The organism is Isoptericola sp. NPDC058082, from assembly GCF_042885055.1.
Classification (GTDB): Bacteria; Actinomycetota; Actinomycetes; order Actinomycetales; family Cellulomonadaceae; genus Isoptericola.
Map to the genome: position 1 here is coordinate 15,271 of NZ_JBHVSQ010000008.1, position 16,595 is coordinate 31,865.

Annotated in this window: 12 protein-coding genes; 5 read left to right on the top strand and 7 right to left on the bottom strand. The window is 75.0% G+C overall.

The window, feature by feature from the left end:
- Positions 1–72 precede the first annotated feature (72 nt).
- Entirely contained in the window at positions 73–1,338 is a 1,266-nt protein-coding gene (locus ACFVS0_RS12355; protein WP_430588135.1) for an amidohydrolase, read from the top strand.
- A 24-nt stretch (positions 1,339–1,362) separates the two neighbouring features.
- On the opposite strand, the gene ACFVS0_RS12360 is transcribed toward ACFVS0_RS12355, so the two are convergent.
- Positions 1,363–2,121, bottom strand: coding sequence for an IclR family transcriptional regulator (locus ACFVS0_RS12360; RefSeq protein ID WP_430550870.1), 759 nt, complete (start codon positions 2,119–2,121; stop codon positions 1,363–1,365).
- Positions 2,122–2,248: 127 nt separating this feature from the next.
- Between ACFVS0_RS12360 and hutH the strand changes: the two genes are divergently transcribed.
- Genes hutH through hutI form a run of 3 tightly spaced genes read left to right on the top strand, consistent with a single transcriptional unit; the run spans position 2,249 to position 6,827 of the window.
- Positions 2,249–3,835: a histidine ammonia-lyase gene (gene hutH / locus ACFVS0_RS12365; protein ID WP_430588136.1), complete on the top strand. Its 1,587-nt coding sequence runs from the start codon at positions 2,249–2,251 to the stop codon at positions 3,833–3,835.
- A 32-nt stretch (positions 3,836–3,867) separates the two neighbouring features.
- Positions 3,868–5,547 carry a urocanate hydratase gene (hutU, locus tag ACFVS0_RS12370; RefSeq protein ID WP_430588137.1) on the top strand — a complete coding sequence of 560 codons (1,680 nt, stop codon included), beginning with the start codon at positions 3,868–3,870 and terminating at the stop codon, positions 5,545–5,547.
- Positions 5,548–5,549: 2 nt separating this feature from the next.
- Positions 5,550–6,827, top strand: a complete 1,278-nt coding sequence (hutI, locus tag ACFVS0_RS12375) for an imidazolonepropionase (RefSeq protein WP_430588138.1) — start codon at positions 5,550–5,552, stop codon at positions 6,825–6,827.
- 185 nt (positions 6,828–7,012) lie between these two features.
- On the opposite strand, the gene ACFVS0_RS12380 is transcribed toward hutI, so the two are convergent.
- A complete protein-coding gene (locus ACFVS0_RS12380; protein ID WP_430588139.1) occupies positions 7,013–7,948 on the bottom strand; it encodes an arginase family protein in 936 nt (311 codons plus the stop codon).
- A 451-nt stretch (positions 7,949–8,399) separates the two neighbouring features.
- On the opposite strand from ACFVS0_RS12380, the gene ACFVS0_RS12385 reads away from it, so the two are divergent.
- A complete protein-coding gene (locus ACFVS0_RS12385) occupies positions 8,400–9,863 on the top strand; it encodes a dicarboxylate/amino acid:cation symporter (protein ID WP_430588140.1) in 1,464 nt (487 codons plus the stop codon).
- Positions 9,864–9,932: 69 nt separating this feature from the next.
- On the opposite strand, the gene ACFVS0_RS12390 is transcribed toward ACFVS0_RS12385, so the two are convergent.
- The 5 genes from ACFVS0_RS12390 to kdpB form a co-directional block, all read right to left on the bottom strand.
- Positions 9,933–10,424 carry a hypothetical protein gene (locus ACFVS0_RS12390; protein ID WP_430588141.1) on the bottom strand — a complete coding sequence of 164 codons (492 nt, stop codon included), beginning with the start codon at positions 10,422–10,424 and terminating at the stop codon, positions 9,933–9,935.
- 73 nt (positions 10,425–10,497) lie between these two features.
- The gene (locus ACFVS0_RS12395) at positions 10,498–11,196 is read right to left on the bottom strand and encodes a response regulator (protein WP_430550877.1); all 699 of its coding nucleotides are present in this window, start codon (positions 11,194–11,196) and stop codon (positions 10,498–10,500) included.
- Positions 11,193–13,733 carry an ATP-binding protein gene (locus tag ACFVS0_RS12400; protein ID WP_430588142.1) on the bottom strand — a complete coding sequence of 847 codons (2,541 nt, stop codon included), beginning with the start codon at positions 13,731–13,733 and terminating at the stop codon, positions 11,193–11,195. The genes ACFVS0_RS12395 and ACFVS0_RS12400 overlap by 4 nt, the downstream gene beginning before the upstream one ends.
- Before the next feature lie 2 nt (positions 13,734–13,735).
- Entirely contained in the window at positions 13,736–14,362 is a 627-nt protein-coding gene (gene kdpC / locus ACFVS0_RS12405) for a K(+)-transporting ATPase subunit C (protein ID WP_430585685.1), read from the bottom strand.
- Positions 14,363–14,394: 32 nt separating this feature from the next.
- Entirely contained in the window at positions 14,395–16,593 is a 2,199-nt protein-coding gene (gene kdpB / locus ACFVS0_RS12410; RefSeq protein ID WP_430588143.1) for a potassium-transporting ATPase subunit KdpB, read from the bottom strand.
- Positions 16,594–16,595 lie beyond the last annotated feature (2 nt).

A 16,595-nucleotide genomic window follows, 5' to 3' on the forward strand; every position in this document is an offset into this window, starting at 1 on the left:
TGGAGATCTTGCACACAGGTGGCCCTCCCGGCTGACCAGGACGGCAGCGCCGCGCGGCGGCAGGATGACGCCATGACCGCGCTGACGACGCCCGAGCTGACGGACCTCTACACCGACCTGCACGCCCACCCGGAGCTCGGGTTCGCCGAGCACCGCACGGCCGGGATCGTGGCCGACCGGCTGCGCGGCTGGGGCTACGACGTGCACGAGGGCATCGGCGGGACCGGCGTCGCCGGGGTCCTGGTGAACGGCGCCGGGCCGCGCGTGCTGCTGCGCGCGGACATGGACGGGCTGCCGGTCACCGAGAGGACCGGCCTGCCGTACGCGTCGACCGAGGTCACGACGGCCGCCGACGGCCAGGAGACCGGCGTCATGCACGCCTGCGGCCACGACGTGCACGTCACCTGCCTGCTCGGTGCCGCGGCCGAGCTCGCCGCGCGCCGGGGCGAGTGGTCGGGCACGCTCCTGCTCGTCTTCCAGCCGGCGGAGGAGCTGGGCAACGGCGCGCGGGCCATGCTCGACGACGGCCTGTACGCGACCGTCGGCGGCGCACCCGACGTCGTGCTCGGCCAGCACGTCATGCCCACGCCCGCCGGCGTGGTGAGCGTGACCCCGGGCGTCGCGATGTCGGCCACGGACTCCCTGCGGATCACGCTGCACGGCCGCGGCGGGCACGGGTCGATGCCGGAGACCACCGTGGACCCGGTGCTCATGGCCGCGGCCACGGTGCAGCGGCTGCAGGGCGTCGTGTCCCGGGAGGTCGCGGCGGGCGACTCGGCGGTCGTGACGGTCGGCGCGATCCGCGCCGGGACCCAGCCGAACATCATCCCGGACCGGGCCGAGCTGCTGGTCAACGTGCGGACCTTCACGGAGCCGGTGCGCGAGCGTGTGCTCGGCGCGATCCGTCGCATCGTGGCGGCCGAGGCCGCCGCCTCGGGCGCCACGGAGGAGCCCGACGTCGAGACGATCACCACCTTCGCGGCCATGGTCAACGACCCCGAGGCGGCCGAGCGCACCCGGCCGGTGCTGGCCGCCGCGCTCGAGGGGCAGCGGGCGCTGATCGAGGCCGTCGGCGGCCGGCCCGTCGTCCTCACCCTGCCGCCGATGGCGGCGTCGGAGGACGTCGGCGAGCTGGCCACCGACGCCGGGGCGCCCCTCGTGTACTGGTTCCTGGGTGGCTTCGACCCGGCCCGGTTCGCGGGCGTCGACCTGGCGGCCGGCCGGCTCCCCGAGGGCGTCGCGTCCAACCACTCGCCGTTCTTCGCCCCCACGCCCGAGCCGACCCTCGACCTCGGCGTCGCGACCCTCGTCGCCGCCGCCCAGGAGTGGCTGGACTGAACCGCTCGATGCTCCTCGGGTGGGTCAGCGCGCGCCCAGGCGGCGGCTGATCTCGGCGGCGGCACGGCCGGCCGCGGCGGCGAGCTCGTCGCGCCGGGCGGCGTCGACGTCGTCGGACCAGAACGTCAGCGCGACCCCCGCCACGGGGTGGCCGGTGTGGTCGAGCGCCGCGTGGGCGACGGACGCGAGGCCGGTCGTGACCTCGCCGTCCTCGGTGGCGTGGCCGCGGCGGCGGGTGTCGCGCAGCACCTCGCGCAGGTCGCGCAAGGTGCGCGGCCCGACGCCGGTGCGGTCGGCGAGCGCCGCGGCCGACGGGAACAGCGCCCGCACCTGCGGGGCGGGCAGCAGCGCCAGCACCGCGCGCCCGCTGGCCGTGAGGTGGCTGGGGAGGCGCACGTCGACGTCGGTCACGAGGCTGGGCCGGTGCGGGGCGCGCTGCTCCACGAGGTACAGCACCTCCCGCCCGTGCAGGACGGCGAGGTGCGCGCTCTCGCCCGTCGTCTCGACCAGCCGCGCGACGACGGGGCGCGCCAGCCGGGCCAGGGGCGCCTGCCGCGCGTACGCCGAGCCGAGCGACAGCGACGCCGTCCCGAGGCCGTACCGGTGCTCCTCCGGCAGGTGGGTCACGAAACCCTCGTCCACCAGTACCGACAGCAGGTGGTAGACGGTGGACCGCGGCAGGGCCAGGTGCTGCGCGACCGCCGCCGCGGGGACGGGGCCCGCCTGTGCGGCCAGGTACGTCAGCACCCGGAGCGTGCTGCGCGCCGCGGGGACGTCCGCCATCGTGCGCCCCTCCTCGAACTACCTCGGCGAGAACGGAACTACCTCGGTGCGGTAGGCGTCTGGGATCTCAGACTGAACCTCGCCGGAACCCGTGTCCAACGAGGCATCGACGGTGTGTGCTGGCCGCATGACCGTCACCACCACCCGTGCCGTCGTCGAGCTGAGCGGCGACCCCCTGACCGTCGACGCCGTCGTCGCGGTCGCCCGCCACGGCGCGCAGGTCCACCTCACCGACCGCGCGCTGGCGGGGATGGCCGCGAGCCGCGCCGTCGTCGAGGACCTCGCCGACGACGCGCGCCCGCACTACGGCGTCTCCACCGGCTTCGGCGCCCTCGCGCGCCGCCACATCCCCACCGACAAGCGGGCGCAGCTGCAGCTCGGGCTGGTGCGCTCGCACGCCGCGGGCAGCGGGCCCGAGGTGGAGCGCGAGGTGGTGCGTGCGCTGCAGCTGCTGCGGCTGGCCACCCTCGCGACCGGCCGGACGGGAGCCCGCCCGGTGGTCGCGGAGACGTACGCGGCGATGCTCAACGCCGGCATCACGCCCGTCGTGCACGAGTACGGGTCGCTCGGCTGCTCCGGCGACCTCGCGCCGCTGGCGCACGTGGCCCTCGCTGCGCTCGGGGAGGGGCCGGTGCGAGGAGCGGACGGCGAGCGCGTCGACGCCGCCGAGGCGCTCGCGGCGGCGGGGATCGCGCCGCTGGAGCTGCGCGAGAAGGAGGGCCTGGCCCTCATCAACGGCACCGACGGCATGCTCGGCATGCTGTGCCTCGCGCTCGACGACCTGCACCGCCTGCTCACGACGGCGGACGTCGCCGCGGCGTCGAGCGTGGAGGCGCTGCTCGGCTCGGACGCGCCGTTCGCCGAGGACCTGGTGGGCATGCGGCCGCACCCGGGGCAGGCGGCGTCGGCCGCGAACCTGCGGGCGCTGCTCGCCGGGTCGCCCGTCGTCGCGAGCCACCGCACCTTCGACGCCGACGGCCGCCCCGAGTGCACCCGCGTGCAGGACGCGTACTCGCTGCGCTGCGCGCCGCAGGTGCACGGCGCCGCGCGGGACACCGTCGAGCACGCGGCGTCGGTCGCGGGGCGCGAGCTCGCGTCGGCCATCGACAACCCCGTCGTCACCGTGGACGGCCGGGTCGAGTCCAACGGCAACTTCCACGGCGCGCCCGTCGCCTACGTGCTGGACTTCCTCGCGATCGCCGTGGCCGACGTCGCGAGCATGAGCGAGCGCCGCACCGACCGGTTCCTCGACGTCGCGCGCAACGAGGGACTGCCCGCGTTCCTCGCGGACGACCCGGGCGTCGACTCGGGCCTGATGATCGCCCAGTACACGGCCGCCGGGATCGTCTCGGAGCTCAAGCGGTTGGCCGCGCCGGCGAGCGTCGACTCCATCCCCTCGTCGGCGATGCAGGAGGACCACGTGTCCATGGGCTGGGCCGGGGCGCGCAAGCTGCGCCGCGCCGTCGACGGCCTGGGCCGCGTGCTCGCCGTCGAGCTCATGACCACCGCCCGCGCCCTCGACCTGCGCTGCACCCCCGAGACGGGCCTGGCGCCCGCCGCGGGCACCGGCGCCGTGCACGCGCTGCTGCGCACCGCCGTCCCCGGGCCCGGGCCGGACCGGTTCCTCGCCCCCGAGATCGACGCCGTGACGCGGCTCGTCGCCGACGGCGAGGTCACCGCCGCCGCGAGCGCCGCCGTCGGCCCGCTCCGCTGACCGCCCCGAACGACCTCCCGAAGGAGACGACGATGTCCCACGCCATGTCCTACGACCGGGGGACCCCCGTCCCCGTCCGTGCGCCGCGCGGCACGACGCTCACCGCCCGCAGCTGGCAGACCGAGGCGCCGCTGCGGATGCTCATGAACAACCTCGACCCGGAGGTGGCGGAGCGCCCCGACGACCTGGTCGTCTACGGCGGCACCGGTCGCGCGGCGCGCGACTGGCCGAGCTTCCACGCCATCGTGCGCACGCTCACGACGCTGGGCGAGGACGAGACGCTGCTGGTGCAGTCCGGCAAGCCGGTGGGCGTGCTGCGCACGCACGAGTGGGCGCCGCGCGTGCTCATCGCGAACAGCAACCTCGTGGGCGACTGGGCCACGTGGCCGGAGTTCCGGAAGCTCGAGGCGCAGGGCCTGACGATGTACGGCCAGATGACGGCCGGGTCGTGGATCTACATCGGCGCGCAGGGCATCCTCCAGGGCACGTACGAGACGCTCGCCGCGGTGGCCGCGAAGCGGTTCGGCGGCACGCTCGCCGGGACCCTCACGCTCACCGGCGGCTGCGGCGGCATGGGCGGCGCGCAGCCGCTGGCCGTCACGCTCAACGGCGGCGTGTGCCTGGTGGTCGACGTCGACCGGTCGCGCCTGGACCGGCGGGTGCGCGAGCGCTACCTCGACGAGGTCGCGGACGACCTGGACGACGCCGTCCGGCGCGTCGAGGCCGCGAAGGCGGAGCGCCGGGCGCTGTCCGTCGGCGTCGAGGGCAACAGCGCCGAGGTCGTGCCGGAGCTGCTGCGCCGGGGCGTCGCGGTGGACGTGGTCACGGACCAGACATCGGCGCACGACCCGCTGTCGTACCTGCCCGTCGGCGTCCCCGTCGACGAGTGGCACGACTACGCGGCCGCCAAGCCGGAGGAGTTCACCGACCGGGCGCGCGAGTCGATGGCGCGGCACGTGGAGGGCATGGTCGGCTTCCTCGACGCGGGCGCGGAGGTGTTCGACTACGGCAACTCGATCCGCGACGAGGCGCGCCGCGGCGGCTTCGACCGGGCCTTCGACTTCCCGGGCTTCGTCCCCGCCTACATCCGGCCGCTGTTCGCGCAGGGCAAGGGTCCGTTCCGCTGGGCCGCGTTGTCCGGCGACCCGCGCGACATCGCCGCCACCGACCGGGCCGTGCTCGACCTCTTCCCGGACGACGACCACCTGCACCGCTGGATCCGCGCCGCCCAGGAGCGCGTCGCGTTCCAGGGTCTGCCCGCCCGCATCTGCTGGCTCGGGCACGGCGAGCGCGACCGCGCGGGGCTGGCGTTCAACGACCTCGTCGCGTCCGGCCAGGTGAGCGCGCCCGTCGTCATCGGGCGCGACCACCTCGACTCCGGCTCCGTCGCCTCCCCGTACCGGGAGACGGAGGGGATGGCCGACGGCTCCGACGCCATCGCCGACTGGCCGCTGCTCAACGCGCTCACCGCCGCGTCGTCGGGGGCCACGTGGGTGTCGCTGCACCACGGCGGAGGCGTCGGGATGGGGCGGTCGATCCATGCCGGGCAGGTGTCGGTCGCGGACGGCACCGACCTCGCGGCGCAGAAGCTCGCGCGGGTGCTCTCCAACGACCCGGGGCTGGGCGTGCTGCGGCACGTCGATGCCGGGTACGAGGACGCCGCGGCCGCCGCGTCGCGGGGCGGGCTGCGCGTGCCGATGCGAGAGTCGTAGGCATGCGCGAGGTGGAGCACCCGGGCGGGTCGCACCCGGCCACGCTGATCCTGGGGATCGGCGAGCTGACGACCAACGACCCGTCGCTCGGCGACGCCGGCGACCCGACCGGCCTCCTCCGCGACGCCGCGCTGCTGCTCGACGGCGGCCGCGTGGCCTGGGCGGGCCCGGAGAGCGCGTGCGCCGACGGCGTGGAGCAGGCGCTCGGCCGCGCGCCGGACCGCGTCGTCGGGGTGGACGGGCGCGCGGTGGTCCCCGGCTTCGTGGACTCGCACAGCCACCTGGTGTTCGCCGGCGACCGGTCCGCGGAGTTCGAGGCGCGGATGGCCGGCCGCCCGTACGCGGCCGGCGGTATCCGCACCACGGTCGCGGCGACGCGGGCGGCGTCGGACGACGCGCTGCGGGCCGGGCTCCGCCGGCACGTCGACCAGGCGCTGACGCAGGGCACCACGACCCTCGAGACCAAGAGCGGCTACGGGCTGAGCGTCGCCGACGAGGAGCGTGGCGTGCGCCTCGCGCGGGAGATCACCGACGAGGTGACGTTCCTCGGCGCGCACGTGGTGCCGCCCGAGTTCGCCGGCGACGCCGGAGGGGCCGACGCCTACGTCGACCTCGTCGTCGGGGACATGCTCGCCGCCTGCGCCCCGCACGCGCGCTGGGTGGACGTGTTCTGCGAGACGGGCGCCTTCACGCCCGAGCAGTCGCGTCGCGTGCTGGAGGCCGGCGCCGCCGCGGGCCTCGGCGTGCGCGTGCACGCGAACCAGCTCGGCCCGGGGGAGGGCGTGCGGCTCGCCGTCGACCTGGGCGCCGCCGCCGTCGACCACTGCACGTACCTGTCCGACGACGACGTCGCGGCGCTCGCGGGCTCGTGGTCGGGGTCCGGTGACGCGCAGGGGACCGTCGCGACGCTGCTGCCGGGCGTCGAGTTCTCCACCCGCCAGCCGTACCCCGACGCGCGCCGCCTCCTCGACGCCGGCGCCGTCGTCGCGCTGGCCAGCGACTGCAACCCCGGCTCGTCGTACACGAGCTCGATGCCGCTCATGGTGGCGCTCGCGGTGCGGGAGATGGGCATGACCGTCGCCGAGGCCGTCTGGGCCGCCACGTCCGGCGGTGCCCGCGCCCTGCGCCGCGACGACGTGGGGCACCTCGCGCCCGGCGCCCGCGCCGACGTCGTCGTCCTCGACGCCCCCAGCCGCACGCACCTCGCCTACCGCCCCGGCGTCCCGCTGGTGCACGGGGTGTGGCACGCCGGCCGGGAGGTCGTGCACCCGCCGAGGTAGCTCCCTCCGTGCCGAGGTAGTCCAGATCCTCGCGAGGTAGCTCCCTTTCCGCCGAGGTAGCCCCGTTCGTGGGGGATAAGGGATGTTTTGTCCCTTGAGTCCGAACTACCTCGGCACGGATCGAACTACCTCGGCGAGAACCTGACTACCTCGCGAGGATCTGGACTACCTCGGCGGGAAGGGGGCTACCTCGGGCGGAGGGCGACGCCGGCGAGGACCTCCAGCACGCAGAGGGCGGCGAGGCGGACGGTGCGGCCGTCGGGGGCGTCGGCGGTGGCGTCCACCTCGGCGAGGTCGACGGAGCGGACGCGCGGGTCGGCGGCCGCGGCGCGGACGAGGGCACGCAGCTCCCAGGCGGCGAGCCCGCCCGGCACGGACGCGGGGCAGCCGGGGGCGACGGAGCGGTCGCAGACGTCCACGTCGACGTCCAGGTGCACCGGCCCGCCCGCGGCGCCGGCGACGTCCAGGGCCTCGCGGACGACGTCGGCCAGCCCGGCGGCGCCGTTGCCGCGGGCGCGCAGGTCGTCGAGCGTCACGACCGTGATCCCCAGGTCGCGCGCCCGGCGCGCGTAGGCGGCGCTGTTGGCGAAGTCCGCGATGCCGACCTGGACGACGCGCGCCGGGTCCAGCCCGGCCTCGACCAGCCGCCGCACCGGCGAGCCGTTGGAGACGCCGTCGCGCAGGTCGTAGTGGGCGTCGAACGTGACCAGCCCGGCCGTCGGGAGGTCGTCGCCCCACGCGCCGAGGGCCACCGGCACGGTGAGCGCGTTGTCCCCGCCCAGCGCGACGACGGCGCGGGCGCCCGCCAGCGCTGCCCCCACCGCGGCCCGCGCGCGGGCCTCGCCCTCCGGGCCGTCGGGCTCGTCGACGTCGCCGTGGTCGACGACGTCGAGCTCGCCGAGGTCGACCGGCATGCCGTCCGGCCCGGTGATCAGCGCGGGGCTGTAGCGGCGCAGCGCGTCGCGCACCGCGGCGGGCGTCGCGTGCGCGCCCGTCGTCGACACCGAGGTGCGCCAGGTGGGGACGCCGACCAGGGCCAGATCGGTGCGCGAGCCCGTCGGTGCGGGCCAGCCGCCCGCGCGGGGCCAGAGCGGGTCGTGGGGCAGGGGAACGGAGGTCACCTGCCGACCGTACGACCACGATGAGGTGCCTCACATACCCAGGGCATCTCCTGTGATTCGTGGTGGGTCGCTGCTAGGGTGCGATATTCGTAGGTTCGATACCTTCGTTCGATCATGTCGATCATTCGATCGCCTGATCCTCCCCTTCCTCGATCGTGCATGGAGCTCCCGTGACCGTCAGCGTCCCCGAGAGGACCGACCTCACCGCGCGTCTCGACGTCGACTTCCGTCGCGTCGCCAGTGCGCTGTGTCGGTGAACCCTCCGCGTCGCTGACCGCGCGCTGACCGTCGTCGCCGCCGACGACGCCCCGCGACACGCACCCGCCCGAGAGTCACGGGCCCGTGGCGTGTCACCGCACCTCCGTGCATCCCCCCGATCACCCGGACGGCAGCGTGCTGCCGCCGTCCACACCCCGGCGCCCTCCGGCGCCCGAGGCGAAAGGTTCCTCCCGTGTCCTCCGCAACCAAGGTCCCCGGCGCGCAGCCGCGCGAACGCAAGGGGCTGCGCTTCCCGTCGTTCTCGGTCCAGATCCTGCTGGGCCTCGCGCTCGGCGTGCTGCTCGGCTGGCTGGCGCTGTCCCTCGGCCCGCAGGCCGACGGCGAGACGCCCAACGGCCTGACCACGACGCTCGACACCATCGGCTCGTCGTTCGTCACCCTGCTCAAGGCGATCGTGCCGCCGCTGATCTTCACGGCGATCGTCGCGTCGATCGCCAACCTGCGCACCGTCACGAACGCGGCCCGCCTGGCCGGTCAGACGCTGCTCTGGTTCGCCATCACCGCCGCGATCTCCGTGGCGATCGGCATCGGCCTGGGCCTCGTGTTCCAGCCCGGCCACAACACCACGCTGTCGGTGGCCGACGGCGCGGAGCCGTCCAGCACCGGCACCTGGATGGACTTCCTCAACGGCCTCATCCCGACCAACGTGCTCGGCCTGGGTGCCTCGACGTCGGTCGAGGCCGGCGCCGACGGCGCGCTGAGCGCCGAGACCGGCATCAGCTTCAACGTGCTGCAGATCCTCGTCGTCGCGCTGGTCATCGGCATCGCCGCGCTGAAGTCGGGCGCCAAGGCCGACCCGTTCCTCGCGTTCAACAGGTCCGCGCTCTCCATCGTGCAGAAGGTCCTGTGGTGGATCATCCGCCTGGCGCCGCTGGGCACGATGGGCCTCATCGGCAACGCCGTCGCCACCTACGGCTGGGAGTCGCTGCGCTCGCTCGCCTCGTTCTCCGTGGCGATCTACGTGGGGCTCGCCCTCGTGCTGTTCGTCGTCTACCCGGTGCTGCTCAAGGCCAACGGCCTCGGCGTCGTCGCCTGGTTCAAGGGCGCGTGGCCCGCGATCCAGCTCGCGTTCGTCTCCCGCTCGTCGGTGGGCACGATGCCCGTGACGCAGCGCGTCACCGAGCGCAACCTCGGCGTGCCGAGCGAGTACGCGTCGTTCGCCGTGCCGCTGGGCTCGACGACGAAGATGGACGGTTGCGCCTCGATCTACCCGGCGATCTCCGCGATCTTCGTGGCGCAGATCTTCGGCATCGACCTGTCGGTGACCGACTACCTGCTCATCGCGTTCGTGTCCGTGGTGGGCTCCGCCGCGACCGCCGGCCTCACCGGCGCGATGGTCATGCTGACCCTCACGCTGTCCACCCTGGGCCTGCCGCTGGCCGGCGTGGGCCTGCTGCTGGCCGTCGACCCGATCCTCGACATGGGCCGCACCGCGGTGAACGTCGCGGGGCAGACGCTGGTCCCGACCATCGTCGCCAAGCGCGAGGGCATCCTCGACCTCGAGCAGTACCGCGCCGCGTCGTCGGAGCACCTGTTCGACGAGGACGAGGCTGAGCAGGACGGGGTGCAGGACGGCGTGCAGGACGGCGGGCAGGACGGCGCCCGCGAGCCGGTCGGCGCCGGCGCGAAGGCCTGACGCCCCGCAGCACGTGACGGAGGCCCGGCAGGGGACACCTGCCGGGCCTCCGTCGTGTCCCGGGACGGGCTACCGCAGGAGGTCGGCCGCCTCGACCAGCCCTGCGCACGGGATCGCGAGCACGTCACCGCGCCGCAGGTCGCGGGGCAGGCGGACGATCGGCCCGCCGCGGCCCGGGGCCGGGTGCACGGTGAACGGGCGCAGCGGCTCCGGCGACGACCGGCCGACGAGCCGCGCGCGGTCGAGCAGGACGGCGCACCCGCCGAGGTCGGCGTCGAGCCAGGCCTGCCGCGCGTCGTCCCCGAGCCTGGGGACGGCGTCCACCACGTGCGCCAGCACGACCGTCCGCGGCGCGGCGTCGCCCCAGTAGCGGTCGACCCGCGTGACGTCCGCGCCCACCGGGACGTAGACGCGCGGGGTGGGGTAGTGCTCGGCGAGCCGGGCCAGGCTGGTGCGGTCGACGAGCACGTCGTCGCCGGTGAGCTCGGTGCCGTCGGGCCACCCCTCGAGCGCTGCGTGCCGGGGGTGGACCAGGGTGGTGAACAGCGTCGTGAGGCTCATGCCTCCGGTCTACTGCGGCTCGGGCCCGCGGGACCCGGACCTCACGGAACGCATACGGGGACGGGGCCGATCCTCACGACCGTCCGCCGTCCGGGTCGAAGCGGTACCCCATGCCCGCCTCGGTGACGAGGTAGCGCGGCGCGGCGGGGTCGGGCTCGAGCTTCTTGCGCAGCTGCGCGACGTACAGGCGGAGGTAGCCGGTGTCGGTCACGTGCTCGGACCCCCAGATCTCGGTGAGGAGGGTCTGGCGGGTGACCAGCTTGCCGGGGTTGCGCACCAGGCGCTCGAGCATCTGCCACTCGGTGGGCGTGAGGCGCACGTGCTCCGACCGCCCCTCGCGGTCGCGCGTGACGCTGTGCGCGGAGAGGTCCACGGTGACGTCGCCGAACCGCACCACGGGGTCGGAGTCCTCGTGCGCCACGCGCCGGGTGAGGGCGCGGATCCGGGCCAGGAGCTCCTCGATGGAGAACGGCTTCGTCACGTAGTCGTCCGCGCCGGCGTCGAGCGCCTCGACCTTGTCCGCCGCGCCCGTGCGCCCGGACACCACGAGGATCGGGGCGTCCGACCAGCCGCGGACGGCGTGGATGACGTCGATGCCCTCCAGCTCCGGCATGCCCAGGTCGATCATGAAGACGTCCGGCCGGTGGTCGATGGCGCGGGCGATGGCCTGCGTCCCGGTGGTCGCCGTGACGATCTCGTACCCCTGCGCGGTGAGCGTGATCCGCAGGGCGCGCAGGATCTGGGGGTCGTCGTCGGCGATGAGGATCTTCACGGGGCGCTCGCCTCCGGCTGGTCGGGCTGGTCGGGCTGGTCGGGGTCCTCGGGGTGGTGCGTCGTCCCCGCGGCGGGGAGCGCGACGACCATGGTGAGGCCGCCGCCGGGGGTGTCCTCCGGGGTGAGCGTGCCGCCCATGCCCTCGACGAACCCCTTGGACAGCGCGAGGCCGAGCCCCAGGCCGGTCGTGTTGTCCGTGTCGCCGAGCCGTTGGAAGGGCACGAACACGTCCTCGCGCCGGTCGGCGGGGATGCCGGGGCCGTGGTCGACCACCCGGATCTCGACGGTGCCGGCGAACGTGCTGGTGGAGACGCGCACGCGCCGCCCGGCAGGCGAGTGCCGCAGCGCGTTGGCCAGCAGGTTCACCAGCACGCGCTGGAGCAGCACGGGGTCGGCGGCGACGCTCGGCGCGGTGAGGTCGAGGTCCAGCTCCACCTCGCCGGGGCCGACGCCGAGCTCGTCGAGCGCGGGCAGCACCACGTCGGCGGTCTCGACGGGCGCCGTCGAGACGGCGAGGACGCCCGCCTCCAGGCGGCTCACGTCGAGCAGGTCGGTGATGAGGGTGGCCAGGGCCGTCAGGCTCTCGTCGGCCGTCTCCAGCAGCTCGACCCGGTCCGCCTCGCTCAGGGCGCCGCGGGCGGAGCGCAGCCCGCTCACGGCGGCGGCCGCGGAGCTGAGCGGGCGGCGCAGGTCGTGGCTCAGCGCGGACAGCAGGGCGCTGCGCACGCGGTCGGACTCGGCGAGCTGGTCCACCTCGCTCGCCACCTCGGCCAGGTCGCTGCGCTCCAGCGCGGCCTGGAGCTGGACCGCGATGACGTGCAGCAGGCGGCGCTCGGAGGCCGCGAGGTCGCCGCCCGACAGCTCGAGGACGGCGCGGTCGCCGACGTCGATGGTGGTGCGCGGGCCCGCCGGGTCGTCCTCGCCGTCCGCGGCCAGCACCGTGCCGCCGGCGACGAGCCGCGCCCCGGCGAGGCCGAACGCCTCCCGCGCCCGGCTCACCAGCGCCTGGACGGCGTCCTGCCCGCGCAGCACGCTGCCGGCGACCGTCGCCAGCACCTCCGACTCGGCCGCGGCCCGGTGGGCGGCGCGCGTCGTGCGGGCGGCGCGGTCCACGACGACGCTCACCAGCACGGCCGTGACGACGTACAGGACGAGCGCGACCACGTGCAGCGGCTCGCCCACGGTGATGGTGTGGATCGGCTCCACGAAGAAGTAGTCGAGCGTGATGCCGGACAGGATCGCGGCGTACACCGCGGGCCCCGCGCCGCCGACCAGCGCCACCACGACGACGAGCAGCTGGTAGGCGAGGACGTCCGAGACGATGGACTCCGCGCTGCGGAGCGTCACCAGGCCCCACGTCAGCAGCGGCCCGCCGAGGATCGCGAGCAGGAAGCCCGCCAGGCGACGCTTCGCCGACAGCGCGCCGCCCATCCGGGGCAGGCGGGCGCGCCCTCCGGCGGCGGCGTGGTTGACGATGTGGACGTCGATGTTGCCGGCCTCGCGCGTCACGGTCGCGCCGATGCCGGGCCCGCTCAGCGCCGCGGCGACCCGGCCGCGGCGGGAGACGCCGATGACGAGCTGGGTCGCGTTGACGCCGCGCGCGAACTCCACGAGCGCCGTCGGGACGTCGTCGCCCACCACCTGGTGGTAGGTGCCACCGAGCTCCTCGACCAGCATCCGCTGCCGCGCGAGCGCGCCGGGGGTCGCGCCGCGCAGCCCGTCCTGGCTCGTGACGTGGACGGCGAGCAGGTCGCCGCCGGCCGACCGCGCCGCGATCCGCGCCCCGCGCCGCAGCAGCGTCTCGCCCTCGGGGCCGCCGGTGAGCGTCACGACGACGCGCTCCCGGGCCTCCCAGGTGGAGTCGATCCCGTGCTCGGTGCGGTAGTGCTGCAGCGCCGCGTCGACCTCGTCGGCCAGCCACAGCAGCGCGAGCTCGCGCAGCGCGGTGAGGTTGCCGAGGCGGAAGTAGTTCGACAGCGCCGCGTCCACCCGCTCGGCCGGGTAGACGACGCCGGACGAGAGCCGGTCGCGCAGCGCCTGCGGGGCGAGGTCCACGACCTCGATCTGGTCGGCGGCGCGCAGCACGGCGTCGGGGATGGTCTCCTGCTGCGCCACCCCGGTGATCTTCTGGACGACGTCGTTGAGCGACTCGATGTGCTGGATGTTGACGGTCGAGAGGACGTCGATGCCGGCGTCGAGCAGGGCGTCGACGTCCTCCCACCGCTTCGCGTGCCGCAGGCCGGGGGCGTTGGTGTGCGCCAGCTCGTCGACCAGCGCGACCTCCGGCCGCCGCGCGAGGACGGCGTCGAGGTCCAGGTCGGTGAGCTCGACGCCGCGGTGGGTGACCGTCGCGCGCGGCACGACGTCCAGCCCCCGCGCCATCGCGGCCGTCGCGGCGCGCCCGTGCGTCTCCACGAGCGCGACCACGACGTCCCTGCCGTCGTCGCGCAGCCGCTTGCCCTCCTCGAGCATGGCGTAGGTCTTGCCCACGCCCGGCGCCGCGCCGAGGAGGACGCGCAACCGTCCGCGAGCCATGCTCACCTCCCGAGCTCGGCCGTGCGCTCGTCGAGGGCCACGTTGAGCTCCAGCACGTCGACCACGGGCTCCCCGAGGTATCCCAGGGCGCGACCCTCAGTGTGCCTCGCCACGAGGGCCGTGACCTCCTTTTCCGGCAGGTCGCGGGCGGCGGCGACCCGCGCGACCTGGAGGTCGGCGTACTCCGGGCTGATGTGCGGGTCCAGCCCGGACCCGGACGCGGTGACGGCGTCGGCCGGGACGTCGGCCGGGTCCACGCCCTCGAGCGCGGCCACGGCCGAGCGCCGTTCCTCGATCGCGGCGACCAGGTCGGGGTTCTCGGGGCCGAGGTTCGACCCGGACGACGCGGCGCCGTCCCAGCCGTCGCCCGCGGCCGAGGGCCGTGGCTGGAAGTACTGCGGCAGGGGCTCGCCGTCGGCGTCGGCGAAGCCCTGGCCGATCAGCGCGGACCCGACGACGGTGCCGTCGCCGTCGCGCACGAGCGAGCCGTCGGCCTGCGCCGGCAGCACGAGCTGCCCGACGCCGGTGATCGCCGCCGTGTAGCCGACGCCGAGCAGCAGCGTGAGGGCGATCATCGCCCGGACCGCGACCCCGAGGGTGCGGCCGGTGCTGCGGGTGGTGGCGTTCATGGGTGCCTCTTCTTCTTCCTGCTCGGTCCTGCTCAGAATCCCGGGACGAGGCGCACGACGAGGTCGATGAGCCAGATGCCGACGAACGGCGCGACGATGCCGCCGAGCCCGAAGACCAGGAGGTTGCGCCCGAGGGTCTTCGACGCGTCCATGGGCCGGTACCGCACGCCCCGCAGCGACAGCGGGATGAGCAGCACGATGACGAGCGCGTTGAACACGATGGCCGACACGACGGCGGACGACGGCGAGCTGAGGCCCATGACGTTGAGCGCCTCGAGCCCGGGGAACACGCCCATGAACATCGCGGGGATGATCGCGAAGTACTTGGCGATGTCGTTCGCGATGGAGAAGGTCGTCAGCGCGCCGCGGGTGATGAGCAGCTGCTTGCCGATCCGGACCACGTCGATGAGCTTGGTGGGGTCGGAGTCGAGGTCGACCATGTTGCCGGCCTCCTTCGCGGCCGACGTGCCCGAGTTCATCGCGACGCCCACGTCGGCCTGCGCGAGCGCGGGGGCGTCGTTGGTGCCGTCCCCCGTCATCGCGACGAGGCTGCCGCCCTCCTGCTCGCGCCGGATGAGCTCCAGCTTGTCCTCGGGCGTCGCCTCGGCGAGGTAGTCGTCCACGCCGGCCTCGGCCGCGATGGCCGCGGCGGTCAGCGGGTTGTCGCCGGTGACCATCACGGTGCGGATGCCCATCGCGCGCAGCTCGGCGAAGCGGTCGGCGATGCCCTCCTTGACGACGTCCTTGAGGTGCACGACGCCGAGCACGCGCCCGGCCCCGCCCGGCGCCCGGACCGCGACGACCAGCGGCGTGCCGCCGGACCGCGCGACCCGCTCCACCGCGTCCTCCACCTCCGCGACGACCGGCGCGGAGGGAGCGCCGCCGTCGGCCAGCCACGCCATGACCGCGCTGCCGGCGCCCTTGCGGATCTGCGTGCCGTCGGGCTCGTCGAGGCCGGACATCCGGGTCTGCGCGGTGAACGGCACGACCTCGCCGGGCACCGCGGTGCTCTCGTGGCCGCTGCCCACGTCCACCCCGGCCTTGACGGCGAGCGCGACGATCGACGCGCCCTCCGGGGTGGGGTCCGCGAGGGACGAGAGGGCGGCGGCGCGCACCAGGTCGCGGGCGTCGACGCCGGCCAGCGGCAGGAACTCGCTCGCCTGCCGGTTGCCGTAGGTGATGGTGCCGGTCTTGTCGAGGAGCAGGGTCGTGACGTCGCCGGCGGCCTCGACGGCGCGGCCGGACATCGCGAGCACGTTGCGCTGCACCAGGCGGTCCATCCCGGCGATGCCGATGGCGGACAGCAGCGCGCCGATCGTCGTCGGGATGAGGCACACCAGCAGCGCCACGAGCACCGCCACGCTCACGGGGCTCGCCGCGTACGACGCGATGGGGTTCAGGGTGAGCGCCACGACGACGAACACGATCGACAGCGACGCGAGCAGGATGCTCAGCGCGACCTCGTTCGGCGTCTTCTGTCGGCTGGCGCCCTCGACGAGCGCGATCATCCGGTCGACGAACGTCTCGCCGGGCTTCGAGGTGATGCGCACGACGATCCGGTCGGACAGCACCCGCGTGCCGCCGGTGACGGCGGACCGGTCGCCGCCGGACTCGCGGATCACGGGCGCGGACTCGCCGGTGATGGCGGACTCGTCCACGGACGCGATGCCGTGCACGATCTCGCCGTCGCCCGGCACCAGGTCGCCCGCGGAGACCACGACGACGTCGCCGAGGTCCAGGTCGGCCGACGACACGTCGTCGAGCGCGGCGCGCAGGGCACCCGGGTCGGCGGCGGTGTCGTACCCGGCGACGCGGTGCGCGACGGTCGCCGTCCGGGTCTGGCGGAGCGTGTCCGCCTGGGCCTTGCCGCGGCCCTCCGCGACCGACTCGGCGAGGTTCGCGAACACCACGGTGAGCCAGAGGAACAGCGCGATCACCGCGGTGAAGGAGCCGGGGACGACGGTGCCGCCCGAGGCCACGGGCCCGCCGAGGAACGGCTCGACGACGGCGAGCACGGTGGTCAGCGCGGCGCCGACCCACACGACGAACATCACGGGGTTGCGCCACATCTGGCGCGGGTCGAGCTTGCGGAACGCGCCCGGCAGGGCGGTCCGCACCTGGGCCCAGGAGAAGGCCCCGCCCGGCGTGCGGGAGGTCGTCGAGGACGAGGGATCGGATGACGACGGGGAGCCGGTCGCGGTGGTGAGGGGAGTGGTCAGTGGGGTGGACATGG